Genomic DNA, 14,886 nt, shown 5'->3' on the forward strand with positions numbered 1-14,886 from the left:
AAAAAATCAATTCTGAAAATTTAAATTTATAAAAGCGTTTACATTTATATTTATGAATGATATTATAACTTTAAATAATTAGTCATAGTGAAGGACTAATTAAAATAAAAAGAGGGGTTGAGTCTAATATGCAGGGGATGGATTGGCTTGTCATTGCGTTGTTTTTTATATTGATGGTTTTGATAGGCGTTTGGTCTTATCGTAGAATCAGAGGTTCAGGAGATTTTTACACTGCTGGAGGGAAATTACCATGGTGGTTATCTGGTATTTCACATCATGTGTCCGGATACAGTGGAGCAGTTTTTACTGGATATGCTGCAATCGCTTACACGAATGGATTTACCATTTATGTATGGTGGGCATTAGTTATTGCTGTGGCTGTCATCATTGGTGCTCATTTGATTGCTCCCAAATGGGCAAATTTAAGAATTAATTATAATGTGGAATCGCCAACGGAGTATTTATCAATTAGATATAATCTTTTTACACAACAGTTAATGGCTTGGTCAGGAGTTATTCTAAAATTATTTGATGTTGGTGCTAAATGGGCTGCTATTGGGATTCTACTTAATATATTTACAGGTTTACCGTTAATATATGGGGTGTTAATATCTGGTGTTGTCAGTCTTATTTATATAACTATTGGTGGATTATGGGCGGATGTATGGACAGATTTTGCTCAATTCCTAATTCAAGTTGTTGCTGCTGTGATCATGTTTTTGGTTGTAATGAATATGATGGGGGGCGTAAGTTCTTTAGCTGGAATTTGGAGCGAGTTACCTGCCACACACAGTCAATGGTTTAGTGAGCCTTATACGCTAACTTACGTACTTGTTTATTTCTTTGTAGTGTTCTTAAGTTATAATGGTGGAACTTGGAATCTAGCTGCAAGATATATCTCATCACCTTCTAGTAGGGCGGCAAAAAAAGGTGCTTATTTATCTGGAATATTATATTTAATATTTCCTTTAATCATGTTTTTCCCAATGTGGGCTGCACCACTTATTATACCTGGAATAGAAGATCCTTCCCAATCTTACGGTTTATTAGCAATGGAATTACTACCTGCAGGGTTAGTTGGTCTCGTTTTGGCTGGTTTGTTTGCAGCAACTATGTCGATGACTTCATCTGATGCTAATACCATCTCTGCAGTTATTACAAGAGATATTCTACCGAATTTGTCTGATAAATTTAAAAATCTTACGCAAAAACAAGGACTACGTATCGGAAGAATAACCACTTTTATATTTACATTTTTAACATTATTAATTGGTATTCAGAATGAACGATTTGGTGGCGTTATTGGATTAATTATCGAATGGTTTGGGGCATTAATTGGCCCAATATCTGTTCCAATGATTTTAGGCTTATTACCTGCATTTAAACACTCAAATGAGAAAGCAGCAATTTCTTCCGTTTTTGCTGGTTTACTCACTTTCGTAATTACAAAAATAATCACCGTACCTTTATCTATTTCAGTCGGAGCGCCTGTGATTGTGTCTCTCATTGTCTTTATCGGATTAGGGTTTGTTAACAGACATAAAGCAATACGTTCTGAAGTAGAAGAATTAGTCAAACAAGTTAATAAAAAGGATTAAAAAGGAAGAAAGTATTTGTAGTTAGATAACACTACAAATACTTTCTGCTAACAAATTTATACTAAATAGCTAAGGATGGTAGCATGGATAATGAATTGTTAAAACATAAATATATAGAGGACTTAGAAAGAAATTTTCTTCCTTTTTGGGAAAAGTCTGTAGATGATACATTTGGTGGTGTCTATACATGTTATACAAATTCAGGTGACGATCTTATTAGTGACAGGAAATATATCTGGTCTCAAGGCAGATTTCTGTGGTTAGGGTGTAAACTCTTGCAGTTGAAGGAACAAGGAATCATTCAACTATCGGAGAAGTGGAGCCATATAACGGATGACACATACTCGTTTTTAAAAAATCATGCATTAATGCGTAATCATCACGTTGTTTTTGCTGTAGAAAGAAATGGAGAAAAAATCAAAGACCAGATGGATACAAGCATCTTTGCAGATTGTTTTTACGTATTAGGTTGCAATGCATATGCCAATTTAAACAACAAAGTCGAGACATTTGAACATGTGATGTTAATCTATCACACAATCAAGGAACGCATATCTAAAAATGAATTTCAATCAGATCCTTATCCAATTCCTGATGGGTATCTTTCACATTCAATTCCAATGATGCTAATCAATGTTGCTCAGGAACTATATGAGACAGCTAAAAAACTAAATGCAAAAGAACAGTTCACTTTATTATCAGACATAGACACTTTTTTTCATGATATTTTATATTTACAAAATAGTAATAGAATCATAGAGATGTACTCAGGAGATTCGAGCACATTGCTCGAAAGACATATGAATCCTGGACATACAGTTGAGTGTGCATGGTTTATTCTTCACAGTCTTTTGTATATTGAACTAGAGAACAAAGAAAAACATATAAAAAATGTAGAAAGAATTGTTAAAAACGCAATAACGGTAGGTTGGGATGAAAAGAATGGTGGAATATTTAGATTCGTTGATAAAGAAGGAGGAAGACCACAAGGAAAACTTATAGGAACTCCTTTTGAAGAATTAATTTTGGAATCATGGGATACAAAATTATGGTGGCCACATTCAGAAGCTCTCTATTCAACATTACTGTTATATTCACTGACAAACGAACAAACATGGATAGAAAAATATAAAAAGGTAGAGACGTATGTTTTTAATACCTTTCCGAATGAAAACGAAGAAATTGGAGAATGGATACAAATAAGAGATAGAACAGGACGCCCAATTAACCAAATCGTTGCTTTGCCAGTAAAAGATCCATTTCATATCATCAGGGCATATATAAAAATCATTGAATTATTGGAAGGAAGTGAGAATTTTGCAACTCGGATCACATAAGCAAGATATTACTCCACCTCATCCAATTACATTAGCCGGATTCGCTCACCGAAAAGGTAAAGCAAATAAAACCTTTGAAAGTCTTTATTTAAGATCCTTTTTGTTAAAAAATAATAATAGTTCATTTCTATTTATCGTTGCTGATCTAATTTGGTGGGATACTAGATTCGTAAAAAAAATGAAATCTAAAATTGAAAAAGAATTTGAAATTTCTGGGAAACAAATAGTTATTCATGCAACTCATAATCACTCAGGGCCCCAAACAAGTTCAAGCTTTAGTAAGCAGTTAGGGGAATTAGATACCTCCTATTTGTCTTTTTTAGAAGAAAAATTAATGTTCTCTATTAAAAAACTATTTCTAGATTTACAAGAAGTAAAAATGTTTGTACATAGCGGAACATCTCAGGTAGGAATAAATAGGAGAAAAAAATTAGATAATATAATTAAAATGGCTCCCAATACAGATGGTGAAGTAGATGACGAATTAAAAATATATTCTTTTCTCAATGATTCAGGACAAAAGAAAGCAATGTGGCTGCATTATACCTGCCATCCTACTTCTACTGATGAGAATGTTATTTCAAGTGAATTTACAGGAGTATGCTGCAAAAAATTAGAAGAAACCTTCCCTGGTTGCAATGTAGCTTATCTACAGGGATATTGTGGGGATATTCGCCCTAAACTAATCAGTAATGAAGAATTTTATCGTGGAGATATAAAAGATATGGTTCATTTAGGTAATGAATTATTCAATGATGTTATGAGATTGTTTAAGAATAGCACTGCAAAAGCTTGCAGGTTTGTTCCTTTTGTTTTTAGAGAAAAGGAAATTCCATTAACCTTTGGTAATGAAAATATAACGGAAATTATACCAGGTAAACTAAAAGAAGAATGGCCCAAATTAGTCGATAATAATCGAAATAGAAGCTATACGTTGATTTTTCAATATGTGAAGATAAGTGATTTATTTGAAATGGTGGCTTGTAATGCGGAATTAGTAAATTTTTATGGATCGTATATTAAGGACCATAACAAAAATGTTATTCCTTTAGGATATTCTAATGGAATGGTAGGGTATATACCCACTGCAAAACAATTAGATGAGGGTGGATATGAAGCAGAAGAATCCATTTTTTATTTTGGATATCCAAACAAAGTTAACCGTGAAATGGAAAATCAAATAAAAGATGAAATGAAAAAATTAATTAGAGGAGATGTTTAAAATGTCAGAAATGATTCAACAAGGTTCAAAAGATCGTCTTAATTATTATGTTTGTAAAGATAGGAAGAATATGGGGAAGGTCTCCGCAAATTTAGCAATTGACGAAATAAAAAAAATATTAAATAAGAAAGAAGAAGTTCGAATTGTTTTTGCTGCAGCTCCTTCTCAAAATGAGGTTCTTTATTACCTAACTGAAAGTAAAGAAATTGATTGGTCCAAAATTGTTGGATTTCATATGGATGAATATTTAAATTTACCGCTTGATTCAGACCAATGGTTTAAAAATTATTTACAAAAACATGTTGCAAATAAGGTTAACATGAAAGCTTTTCATTTTATGAATGGAATGGCAGATCCTGAAGAGGAGATTAAGAGATATACGCATTTGTTATTGGAGAAGCCGATTGATTTAGTTTGTTTAGGGATAGGTGAGAATGGCCATATCGCCTTTAATGACCCACATGTTGCAGATTTTGAAGATCCAGATCCAATAAAAGTTATAGCCCTTGACCAGGCAAGTAGAAATCAACAAGTAAATGATGGCGCTTTTAAGACTATATCAGAAGTTCCCACGCATGCGATGACATTAACCATTCCCCCATTAATATCAGCTGGATGTTTAGTTTGTACGGTGCCTGGTGAAACAAAAAAAGAGGCAGTTTCAAAAGTGTTTAATCAACCCATAGATACATCTTGTCCAGCTACCATTCTTAGAAAACATGACAATGCACATCTTATTTTAGACAGTGAATCTTTTGGAGGGTAAAAATTAATGGGAAATTCTGAAGTAGCTATTGAAGGAATACATTATGAAACAAAAAAACCGTCGAGAATTATTATGAAAGAAGGGTATATTAAAGAAATTAAAGAAATAAATGAGTTAGTAAATGAAGGATATATAATTACTCCAGGTTTGATTGACTTACAAGTTAATGGATTTAAGGGAATTGATTTTAATCAAAAACCTCTTGATAAAGAAGAATGGAAAAAAGTTATTCAACATTTATCTCAAGTTGGCGTAACAACATTTTATCCTACAATCATAACAAATTCGACTAAAAAATTAGCATCTATTTTTGAAGAAAATGTTAAACAACTTTTTACGGGTTTTAAACATACTGATGTAGTAGGAGGATTTCATTTAGAAGGGCCATACATTTCAATGGAAGATGGTCCAAAAGGGGCTCATTTCGAGGAATTTGTGAAACGTCCAGATTGGGATGAATTTTGTTACTTTCAAGAAAAAGCTCGAGGTATGATTAAGATTGTTACATTGTCCCCTGAGTGGGAGAATTCTCTATATTTCATAAAAAAGGCTACGAATAATGATGTAAAAGTCGCTATAGGACATACCGCTGCATCAAGTAATCAAATACGTTCTGCTGTGAAAGAAGGTGCAATATTATCTACGCATTTAGGTAATGGTGCTCATTTGTTATTGCCAAGACATCCCAATTATATATGGGATCAACTTGCTGAAGATCACTTATGGTCAAGTGTCATTTCAGACGGGAATCACTTACCAGCAAACGTTCTGAAGGTAATTAATCAAGTTAAAAATGAAAAAATGATTTTAATTAGTGACAGTGTTGCATTAGCTGGAATGAAACAAGGAGATTATAAACAAGCGGTTGGTGGGGAGGTGACATTAACAGAGAGCGGAAGATTGCATTTAAAAGGTAAACCTGATTTATTAGCTGGTTCTGCTCAATGTCTTTTACAAGGTGTACAAAACTTAGAAAAAAACAATATCACTAGTTTTGAAGAAGCCATCAAAAAAGCTTCTATTTACCCAGCGAAATTAATGGGGTTACCACAGCATAGGGGGTTGAAAGAAGGAGCCCCCGCAGATATTCTTTTATTGAAGAAAAATCAAACAGACTATGAAGTTATGGAAACCTATAAGAGTGGAGAATGCCTATACAGAAAGGGAAGTGAATAACATGAGCTTAATACAAAATTATTATAATGAAATCAATACCTATCTTTTAAATATTATGAACACAGAACAAGAAAAAATTCAAAAAGCAGCAAACATGATTTCAGAACAAGTTAAACAAGATAAATTATTTTATGTATATGGACCGGGAGGACACTCTAATCTTGCATCTCAGGAAGTATTTTTTCGTGCAGGTGGTTTAATGCATGCCAGCGCTATCCTAGATGAAGGAACTTTATTAAGCAGCGGCGCCCTCCGATCAATGAAAATAGAACGTACTCCCGGTTACGGGCGAATAGTTATTGATGATTATAATCTGCAAAAAGATGATTTACTAATTGTTATCAATGCATATGGAATAAATGCTGCTACAATTGACTCCGTATTGGAAGCAAAAGAGAGAGGTGTAACTACAGTTGGAGTAAGTTCTGTAAAACATGCAGAAGAAACCCCTGCTAATCATCCAGCAAGACACCCTTCCAAGCATAATCTTCATGATATTGTAGATGTGAATATTGATTCTAAAATTGATGTAGGAGATGCTGTTATCGATATCGAAGGACAAGAACAAAAAGTAGGAGCTATTTCTACTTTTGTTAATGCATTTATACTAAATTCAATTATTATAGAAACTACTGCATTATTAGCAAACCAAAACATTCATCCTCCAATATGGAAAAGTGGTAATGCTTTAGGAGGCGATGAATGGAATAATCAATTCATTGATCGATTTAAAGGAAGAATCAAGTTGTTGTAATGGACAATATAAAAAAGGTATAAAATGAATCCCCACTAATATATTTTGGTGGGGATTTAAAGTGCAAAGATCGTTGAAAATATGTAAGGGTTTTCTGTGTTTCGAGCTTTATCAATATGTAGTATTATAATGAAAGAGAAAGAGATAAATTGAATGGAGTGAAATCTCATTGAAAGGGACAAAAGGGACAGGAGTTTTGAGAGAAAAGAATAAAAGAGAGATTCTATCAATAATACGTCATGTTAAAAAAACAACACGCCAGGATTTAGTAAAAAAAATGAAAGTTAGTAAGAATACTGTTTCATTAATTGTCGATGAACTTATTAGTAACAATTTTATAAAAGAAGTTGGAATAAAAACGCCTCGAGAAAAAGGCCGGCCAAAACAAATAATTGAATTGAATCGAGATGGATATAGATCTATTGGTATAGCAATTGATAAAGATTATATTGAATATGTTGTCATCAATTATTATGGTGAAATAATTGAAAAGGAAACTTATGATTTTAATTGCCAGGATCCAATAAAGACAAAAACAGAAATGATTTCTTTATTAAATAGGCTAAAAAGAAAATATGATCATATTTTAGGTGTGGGAATCGCAATACCAGGTATTGTAAATAATGAAGAAAAAATTGTATATAAATCTGTTCGTCTAGGCTGGGAAAACTTTTCAATTGGTGAATTAGATGATCAGAATATTCCTGTATTTATACAAAATAATGTCAATATGAGCGCGTTAAGTGCGGTTGAAAAAGAAGAAGATTTTCAAACAGGCGGAAGTTTCTATTACGTTCATATTAGTAATGGTGTTGGCGGTGCATATATTACGAATAAGCAAGTTATGAATGGAGTAAGTTGGACTGCTGGAGAGATCGGGCATATTTCTGTAGATCCTCAAGGGGAGTTATGTATATGTGGGCAAAAAGGTTGCCTTGAACAATTAATAAGTATATCTAGTTTCAAAAGGGTATTAACTAAAGAGGGATATTTACCTGCATCCGTTAATGCTATCTTAGACTCAGAAGACTATTTGCACTCACAAAAAGTAAAAGAAATAATCCATGAGTTTGGTGAATATTTAGGAAGAGCGCTTGTGCCAGTTATTCATTTACTAAATCCTAACCAAATTATTATAGATAATCCTTATGCTGTCTTTGATGAATTTGAAAAAGGCTGTATGTCATATATCCAACAAAATGCATTAGAAATTCCATTTAAAAAAACAAAAGTCACTTTTGGAAGAAGCAGTTATAGAAAAAGTCACGGTGCAGGTTTATGTGCAATTATAAATTATGAAAGGTTTGTGTGAGTATAGAAAGTAAGGACAAGTGTGTGGGTAATAAGAATTTCTTTACATTGAACCAGGACTATTTTTGTTCCACGATAAAAAAGTATAAGAAAAACTATGGGTTTAAGGAACTTTAATTAAGTTCCAAACGTCCTTTGAGAACGCCGAAGTAGCACATCCTTGTGTAAGTAAAGGACGAGCGAATGCGAGCTTTTCTAACAATTAAAGCATAAGGATTTTTTTCAAGGAAAAGTGGGTTTCATATCAATCTTCTATAAAATCAAATAGTTGTAATTAACAGATGGCATTTATTATAGTACCAAATAGAAGACGCACCAAAATGAAATCGAGGTAGTAATAGTGAAAAAAAAGAATAACTTTATCATTGTAGGATTAGGACTTGCCGTGGTAATAATAGCAATACTGCTAGCCACTGGAACGAGCGAAAATGATACGTACGAAAATTTTAAAGAGCTCAGTGAACATGAGCATCAAGACGAGGGTTATCGTATTAGTTCAGGAAAAGGTAACCCCGATGTGATGTTAATAGCAATTCATGGTGGAGGAATAGAACCCGGCACAACAGAACTGGCTGAACAGTCAGCTTTAGCCGGTGGATATTCCTTCTATTCTTTTCAAGGGATAAAATTAACAAACAATACGGAGCTGCATATTACTTCCACCAATTTCGATGAGCCGGAAGCTTTAGACCTTGTGTCAGATAGTTTATATACCGTTTCTTTCCATGGATATGAGGACGAAGTGGAGAAACACACCTATGTCGGAGGGCTGGATAAAAGGTTATCGCAATCAATAGAAAAAGAGCTTAAAAATGCTGGTTTCTCGGTAAGTGATGCACCTAAAGAATTTGACGGAAAAGATAAGAATAATATCGTTAATAAAAATAAGCAGGAAAAAGGAGTTCAGCTAGAAATAAGCACAGCTCAAAGAAAAGCATTTTTTGAGGATAATGATTTCTTATCTAAAAACCGAGAAAATCAAACAGAAGAATTTGATAATTATATAGAAGCTATTCAAAACGGATTGGAAGGTGTTTAGATGATATGATGTGTAGCATAACAGAATATTAGAAAAATATGGATGTAAGATATCTTTGTTGATTATTTTTAAGTATATTTGGCTGTGTTTGAAATTATATTATAGGTATTTTCCTAATTAGACACTTATGAATTAAGATAAAGCGCCCTGTAAGTAGATAAGTAGTTTTAACCCTTATCTACTTACAGGGTCTATTTTATTTTAAGCAAATATTATTTTTTAGTTTTGATTATTTGATAATAAAATAAAACCAAAGTGATTCTTGAACACTTATTTCTCACTTTTATAGCGGAGTAATTAGGAATTTTGTAGTTTGATTCAGAAACAGAGTATGGGCTTAAACAAATATTTAAATAAACTTGTCAGTGATGGACTGTAATTATTCTAAAAAGGTTTTGTTTCTTGTATTTGTTCTGGTTTTGCATCTAATTCATTGGTTAAACGTACATTGGCTGAACGTAAATGTCCAATCAATCCTTCGCGATAAGATTGTCTCACGCAATGGGGAGCGAGTGTTTTGACACCTTCTTCATGGATGTGTTGGTAGGTGACAACTTTTAGGAATGTTCCTACCCAAACGCCACCTGTAAATTTGGCTGCTTCTTTGGTAGGAAGAATATGATTTGTTCCTACCAATTTATCAGCATAGACGACAGAGGATTTCTCACCTAGAAATAACGAACCATAATTAGTAAGGTGATCTAAATACTGATAAGCTTCTTTTAAATGAACGTGCAAGTGCTCCGCTGCAAGGTCATTTGTTAAAACAATTGCTTCATCAATTGTTTCTGTTACAAATACACGTCCCATTCGATTCCAAGATTCGCGTGCTGTATCACTAGTAGGAAGTGATTTTAACTGATTTTCGATTTCTACTAAGACTTTTTCCGCCAGCTCTTGACTTGTAGATACAAGAGTGCCTTGAGCATGAACATCATGCTCTGATTGAGCTAATAGGTCGCTTGCGACGTATGTAGGATTGGAATGTTTATCAGCTAAAACGAGTACTTCACTTGGCCCGGCCAATAAATCAATACCTACTTCTCCATGAACTTGTCGTTTTGCTTCTGTAACAAAACGGTTCCCAGGACCCGTTATTTTATTTACCGGTTTTATCGACTCGGTACCATAAGTTAAGGCAGCTATAGCTTGAGCGCCTCCGCTGGCAAATATTTCGTCAGCTCCTGAAAGATGAGCAGCATAAAGAACTGCAGGATGTATTATGCCATCTTTCGTAGGTGGTGTACAAACTCGAATGTTTTTCACACCTGCTACTTTAGCTGGTATGATAGCCATTTGTGCAGAAGATAATAATGGATATCGCCCACCAGGTACATAAGCCCCTATGGATTCAATAGGAATAACCTTTTGCCCAAGAATGATACCTGGAAGCATTTCTTTTTCAAATTCTGTTAATGTTTCTCGCTGCGCTTTAGCAAAGGCGGAGATCCTCTCAATAGAGAATTGCATATCCTCTAATAAAGTTTGAGGTAACTGCTTTTTAGCATTTATAATTTCGTCTTCACTAACTTTAATATTATTTATTTCAACTTGGTCAAGTTTCTTTAAATAATTTTTTAAAGCTTGATCTCCATTAAGTTTAACTTCTTCAATAATGGTGGACACGATTTCTTTTAAAGAATCTGTTGTTTCAGTAGTTATTTCTTCTTGTTCTTTTACACGATAAATCATTAGACTCACCTCTTATTTTGTATTTGTATTATTTACAGCAATAAATATGCCAATGCTTTATGAGTTAAAGATACAGTTAGAAAAATATGTTTACATAGATGTACTATAATAGTAGAAAGAAAGATAGTAATTTATTAATAATAGTAATTCTTCAAGCGGTGACCCAAATGTAAGTCGATGACCTTTATTTGGGTCGTTTTAAGGGAGGTTCATATGAAAAGGGAATTATAAAGACTGGAGAAAATAGTTGGCTAAAAAATACAATACACCAATTATGTTTAAAGTTTATTTTAAAATGAATAATTATAAAATTCTTAAATTTGGCATGAATATTGCATATTGAAATAAAAGGAGTATTTAATTTTATAGAGGGAGTGATATGATGCGTATTCTGATTGCACAAGTAAAACAAGAAACAAATACTTTTTGTGAGGTTCCAACTACGTTAAGAACATTTTCCTCCAGTTATCTCTACTTTAAAGAAGAAATTGAAGAAAATCTAAAAGCGACACGTACAGAAATAGGTGGGTTTTTACAGGAGATACATAACCAAGGAGGAAGTTTTATACCAACTGTTGCTGCGTCAGCAATTTCTGGAGGAAGCGTTGTGGAAGAAGATTATCAAATCCTGAAACAATCTATTTTAGAACCTCTGAAACAAGAAATAAATGTTGATGGAGTACTATTATCTCTTCATGGAGCAATGGTTACAGACCTTCATGAAGATCCAGAAGGAGACATTATTGAATCTGTTCGATTCGCCATTGGAGCTGATATTCCTATCGCAGTTAGTATTGATCCTCATGCATATGTATCTAAAAAAATGCTCAGATATGCAGATATTATAGTTGCTTATAAAACATTTCCTCATATTGATCAATATGAAACTGGACTACATACAGCGAAATTGTTATTTGAAACATTAAGTGGAAAGATTAAACCAGTAATGAGAGCTGTACATCTTCCTATGTTAATTAGTCCCGAAGCACAGGTCGATTCAGCATATCCAATGAAAGATGTACTAGGATATGGAAGGGAATTTGAGAAGAATGATAGCGTATTATCCACAAGCATTTGTCCCGTACAGCCTTGGTTGGATCTGCCAAATATTCATTCAACTATTATCACAATTTGTGATGAAAATGATCCTCAAGCTATTGATATCTCTAAGAAAATTGCTGCGTTTCTTTGGGAGAAGAGGGATGCATTTATGCCTGAACGTTACTCTCCAGAGGAAGCTGTACGCACAGCTATTCACTGTAAAGGGGACAAGCCAGTAGCGTTAGTAGAGCCTTTTGATTCAACGCTTGCTGGTGCTCCAGGGAATAGTGTGACTTTGTTGAAAGCGCTATTAGAACAGGGAACATCCGTAGTAAGTTATATTACGATTATTGATCCTATAACGGTAGAGCAGGCATTTCAATTCGAAGAAGGTTCTGAAGTAGATCTATCCGTTGGTGTTGATCAAGAGAGTCTTTTAGAAGATACTTCCCTAAGTATTAGAGGAACCTTATATAAACTGAAGGAAGATGCAAGTTTTTATTTACAAGCGACAGGTGTTATGGAAGGAATGGGGAACACCGCCATTATTAAAATAGATCATATTTATCTTGTTATCTGCTCTAATGCGTTTGCTCATCAAGATCCCAATAGTTATAGATCTCTGGACTTAGATATATCAAAAGCAAAAATAATAGGTATAAAATCTACATTACATTTTAGAGCATTCTATTCTGAACATGTTCAAGATATTTTGTTCATTGAAGGGAAAGGTGTAAGTAGCGGAAACTTTTTCGATTTTAATTGGAAGAAGATTAATAGACCTATTTGGCCACTTGATGAGGAGAATGCAATTAGTACTTTTGAAATTATATAAGGGGGAAATGACATGAGTATCACTGCATATATCATCCCAATGTTTATTATCTATTTTGCATTTATCATTATATTGGGATTCTATCATTCAAAAGGAATAAAAAATTCAGATGATTTTCTTGTGGATGGAAGAAAGACAGGTTTTTGGGTGCTAGTAGGAACGATTGTTGGAACAAATGTCGGTGGCGGTACAATGATTGGAATGACAGGTGAAGCTTATCAGATGGGAGTATCTGCTTTATGGCCAATATTACCGATGATTGTATTTGTCCTAATTTGGACTTTCTTATTTGTAAAATATATTAACCGAATTAGACAAGTAACCTTGCCAGATTTCTTAGTTCTTCGTTTTGGAGAAAGTGTTCGTATTCCCTCTGCATTGTTAACAATGTTACGATCTATCGTAATGACTGGCATGCAAATTTTAGCGATGGCCTCGATTATTTCTGCAACATTGGGATGGGATACGTCAGCTTCACTGGCATTCTCGTTTATTGTTACCGTAGTTTATTGTATATTAGGCGGAATGCATACTGTAATGGTAACAGATGCAATACAAACAGTTATTCAAACTATTGGTCCCCTCCTAATTCTAGGAATATTATTATATTCTCTAACCGTTTCTGGGTCTGTATCCCAAGTAACATCAGAAATAGATCCGAGCTTTTGGAATCTTTGGGAGCCAGGATGGGTTGTTATATTTGGTTTTATAGCAGCTAGTGGCCCTTACTATTTAGTGTATCAACCTATGTGGCAACGAGTTTATTCTGCAAAAGATGAAAGTACAGCTTTTAAAAGTATGTTGTGGGGAACGATTTTTTCTTTTATAACCTGTCTATTACCTGTAGCGATTGGTATTCTCGCTAATGCAGTTGCACCTAGTGGAATTGCTCCAGATAGCGTTTTACCATGGATGTATTTAGAGTATTTTCCTCCACTTATCGGCTCCTTTTTTGCTGTTTCTTTAATTGCAGCTATTATGAGTGTATTGGACTCCATGGTTTTGGACGGTTCTGCTAACTTAGTAAGAGATGTGTATCAAAAACGCATCAACCCTGATGCAACAAATAAACAATTAGTATTTATGGGAAGGATAGCCGTAGTGATCATCTCTACCATTGGTTTATTATTAGCAATCGCACTTCCAAATTTAATTGTGCTTTGGGTATTTGCGAATACGTTGGCGGCAGGCGGTATTGTTATCCCAGCATTGGCTGCTTGGTTTTTCAAAAAGGCTACTGCGAAAGGAGCTTTTTGGTCTATCGTATTAGGAGGTACAGGCACGCTAGGATGGGGGCTAATTAATTGGTGGGCAACAGGAAGTCCAGATACACCCTATTTTGGTATTCACCCTGTATATGTTGGATTTGTATTAAGCTTGCTTGCTCTTATTCTATTTAGTATGAATAGCCCTCATTCTCCTGAGGAAAATCCAGAGGCAACTTTGTATAAAAAGGATGATCTTGTACTTGCAGATAACAAGCAAGTCAATAAAATAAAAATTAATCAGACCTATGCAACATTTATAAATACTCCTAATAAGACAGATATGGAAAGGGAAATTATAAATGAGCATTAACCAAAAATATAATATTATTTCTTTACAGTATTCCTTGCAAGAGGTTTTAGATAAATACGTTAAAAAAGGACAAGTAATAAAATATTCAATGATATACAGTCCTATCTTTTTAATTAAGGTAAATATCACTACCAGATTTTTCATGAAAAAAGTAAATAAAACAGGTACATGGGTTTTTGATGCTGTCAATCAGAGTGTAAATATTTGTCCAGAAGCTCTCCAAACAGAAGTTAGTGAATTGAATGATGATATTATCCTTGAATCGAGTGTAACTGTAGAAGAAGCAGAATTATTAGCAAAGAATGCAACTTTAGCTAATAAATTTAAATACCTTCAAAATCCGGAATTTAATGATATCGATGTGATTGAAGAAATGTATCAGCCTTATTATATGATCTTATGGAAGCATAAGAAAAAAGAGAAAATATATCTTATTGATGCAGTTACTGGAGAAGAGAATCTTTTGATGAGGGAAAGAATGAATATTCCTATTCACCTTAAATAATCAAGTATTAATAGAAACAGACTTTGTATGGG

Annotated in this window: 12 protein-coding genes; 11 read left to right on the forward strand and 1 reads right to left on the reverse strand. The window is 33.8% G+C overall.

The window, feature by feature from the left end; translation table 11 throughout:
- Positions 1-128 precede the first annotated feature (128 nt).
- From BN986_RS04320 to BN986_RS04355, 8 genes are all read left to right on the forward strand, one after another.
- On the forward strand, positions 129-1,598 hold the full coding sequence (locus tag BN986_RS04320) for a sodium:solute symporter family protein (RefSeq protein WP_040978417.1): 1,470 nt from the start codon (positions 129-131) through the stop codon (positions 1,596-1,598).
- A gap of 83 nt (positions 1,599-1,681) precedes the next feature.
- Entirely contained in the window at positions 1,682-2,935 is a 1,254-nt protein-coding gene (locus tag BN986_RS04325; protein ID WP_040978418.1) for an AGE family epimerase/isomerase, read from the forward strand.
- Positions 2,916-4,157 carry a neutral/alkaline non-lysosomal ceramidase N-terminal domain-containing protein gene (locus BN986_RS04330; protein WP_040978419.1) on the forward strand — a complete coding sequence of 414 codons (1,242 nt, stop codon included), beginning with the start codon at positions 2,916-2,918 and terminating at the stop codon, positions 4,155-4,157. Before BN986_RS04325 ends, BN986_RS04330 begins: the two co-directional genes overlap by 20 nt.
- Before the next feature lies 1 nt (position 4,158).
- Positions 4,159-4,923: a 6-phosphogluconolactonase gene (locus BN986_RS04335; RefSeq protein ID WP_040978420.1), complete on the forward strand. Its 765-nt coding sequence runs from the start codon at positions 4,159-4,161 to the stop codon at positions 4,921-4,923.
- A gap of 6 nt (positions 4,924-4,929) precedes the next feature.
- A complete protein-coding gene (locus tag BN986_RS04340; protein ID WP_040978421.1) occupies positions 4,930-6,099 on the forward strand; it encodes an N-acetylglucosamine-6-phosphate deacetylase in 1,170 nt (389 codons plus the stop codon).
- Position 6,100: 1 nt separating this feature from the next.
- Complete coding sequence (locus tag BN986_RS04345) at positions 6,101-6,853, forward strand: sugar isomerase domain-containing protein (RefSeq protein ID WP_040978422.1); 753 nt, start codon at positions 6,101-6,103, stop codon at positions 6,851-6,853.
- A gap of 169 nt (positions 6,854-7,022) precedes the next feature.
- Entirely contained in the window at positions 7,023-8,165 is a 1,143-nt protein-coding gene (locus BN986_RS04350) for an ROK family transcriptional regulator (RefSeq protein WP_040978423.1), read from the forward strand.
- A 339-nt stretch (positions 8,166-8,504) separates the two neighbouring features.
- Entirely contained in the window at positions 8,505-9,203 is a 699-nt protein-coding gene (locus tag BN986_RS04355) for a poly-gamma-glutamate hydrolase family protein (protein ID WP_052400628.1), read from the forward strand.
- A 384-nt stretch (positions 9,204-9,587) separates the two neighbouring features.
- On the opposite strand, the gene hisD is transcribed toward BN986_RS04355, so the two are convergent.
- Complete coding sequence (gene hisD, locus BN986_RS04360; RefSeq protein ID WP_040978424.1) at positions 9,588-10,895, reverse strand: histidinol dehydrogenase; 1,308 nt, start codon at positions 10,893-10,895, stop codon at positions 9,588-9,590.
- A 382-nt stretch (positions 10,896-11,277) separates the two neighbouring features.
- Between hisD and BN986_RS04365 the strand changes: the two genes are divergently transcribed.
- From BN986_RS04365 to BN986_RS04375, 3 genes are read left to right on the forward strand one after another with little or no spacing between them, the layout of a single operon-like run.
- Positions 11,278-12,771, forward strand: coding sequence for a M81 family metallopeptidase (locus BN986_RS04365; protein ID WP_040978425.1), 1,494 nt, complete (start codon positions 11,278-11,280; stop codon positions 12,769-12,771).
- 12 nt (positions 12,772-12,783) lie between these two features.
- Complete coding sequence (locus tag BN986_RS04370; protein WP_040978426.1) at positions 12,784-14,349, forward strand: sodium:solute symporter family protein; 1,566 nt, start codon at positions 12,784-12,786, stop codon at positions 14,347-14,349.
- Complete coding sequence (locus tag BN986_RS04375) at positions 14,339-14,854, forward strand: hypothetical protein (RefSeq protein WP_040978427.1); 516 nt, start codon at positions 14,339-14,341, stop codon at positions 14,852-14,854. The genes BN986_RS04370 and BN986_RS04375 overlap by 11 nt, the downstream gene beginning before the upstream one ends.
- The last annotated feature ends 32 nt before the right edge of the window (positions 14,855-14,886 follow it).

Source organism: Oceanobacillus jeddahensis (genome assembly GCF_000750635.1).
Taxonomy (GTDB): domain Bacteria; phylum Bacillota; class Bacilli; order Bacillales; family Amphibacillaceae; genus Oceanobacillus; species Oceanobacillus jeddahense.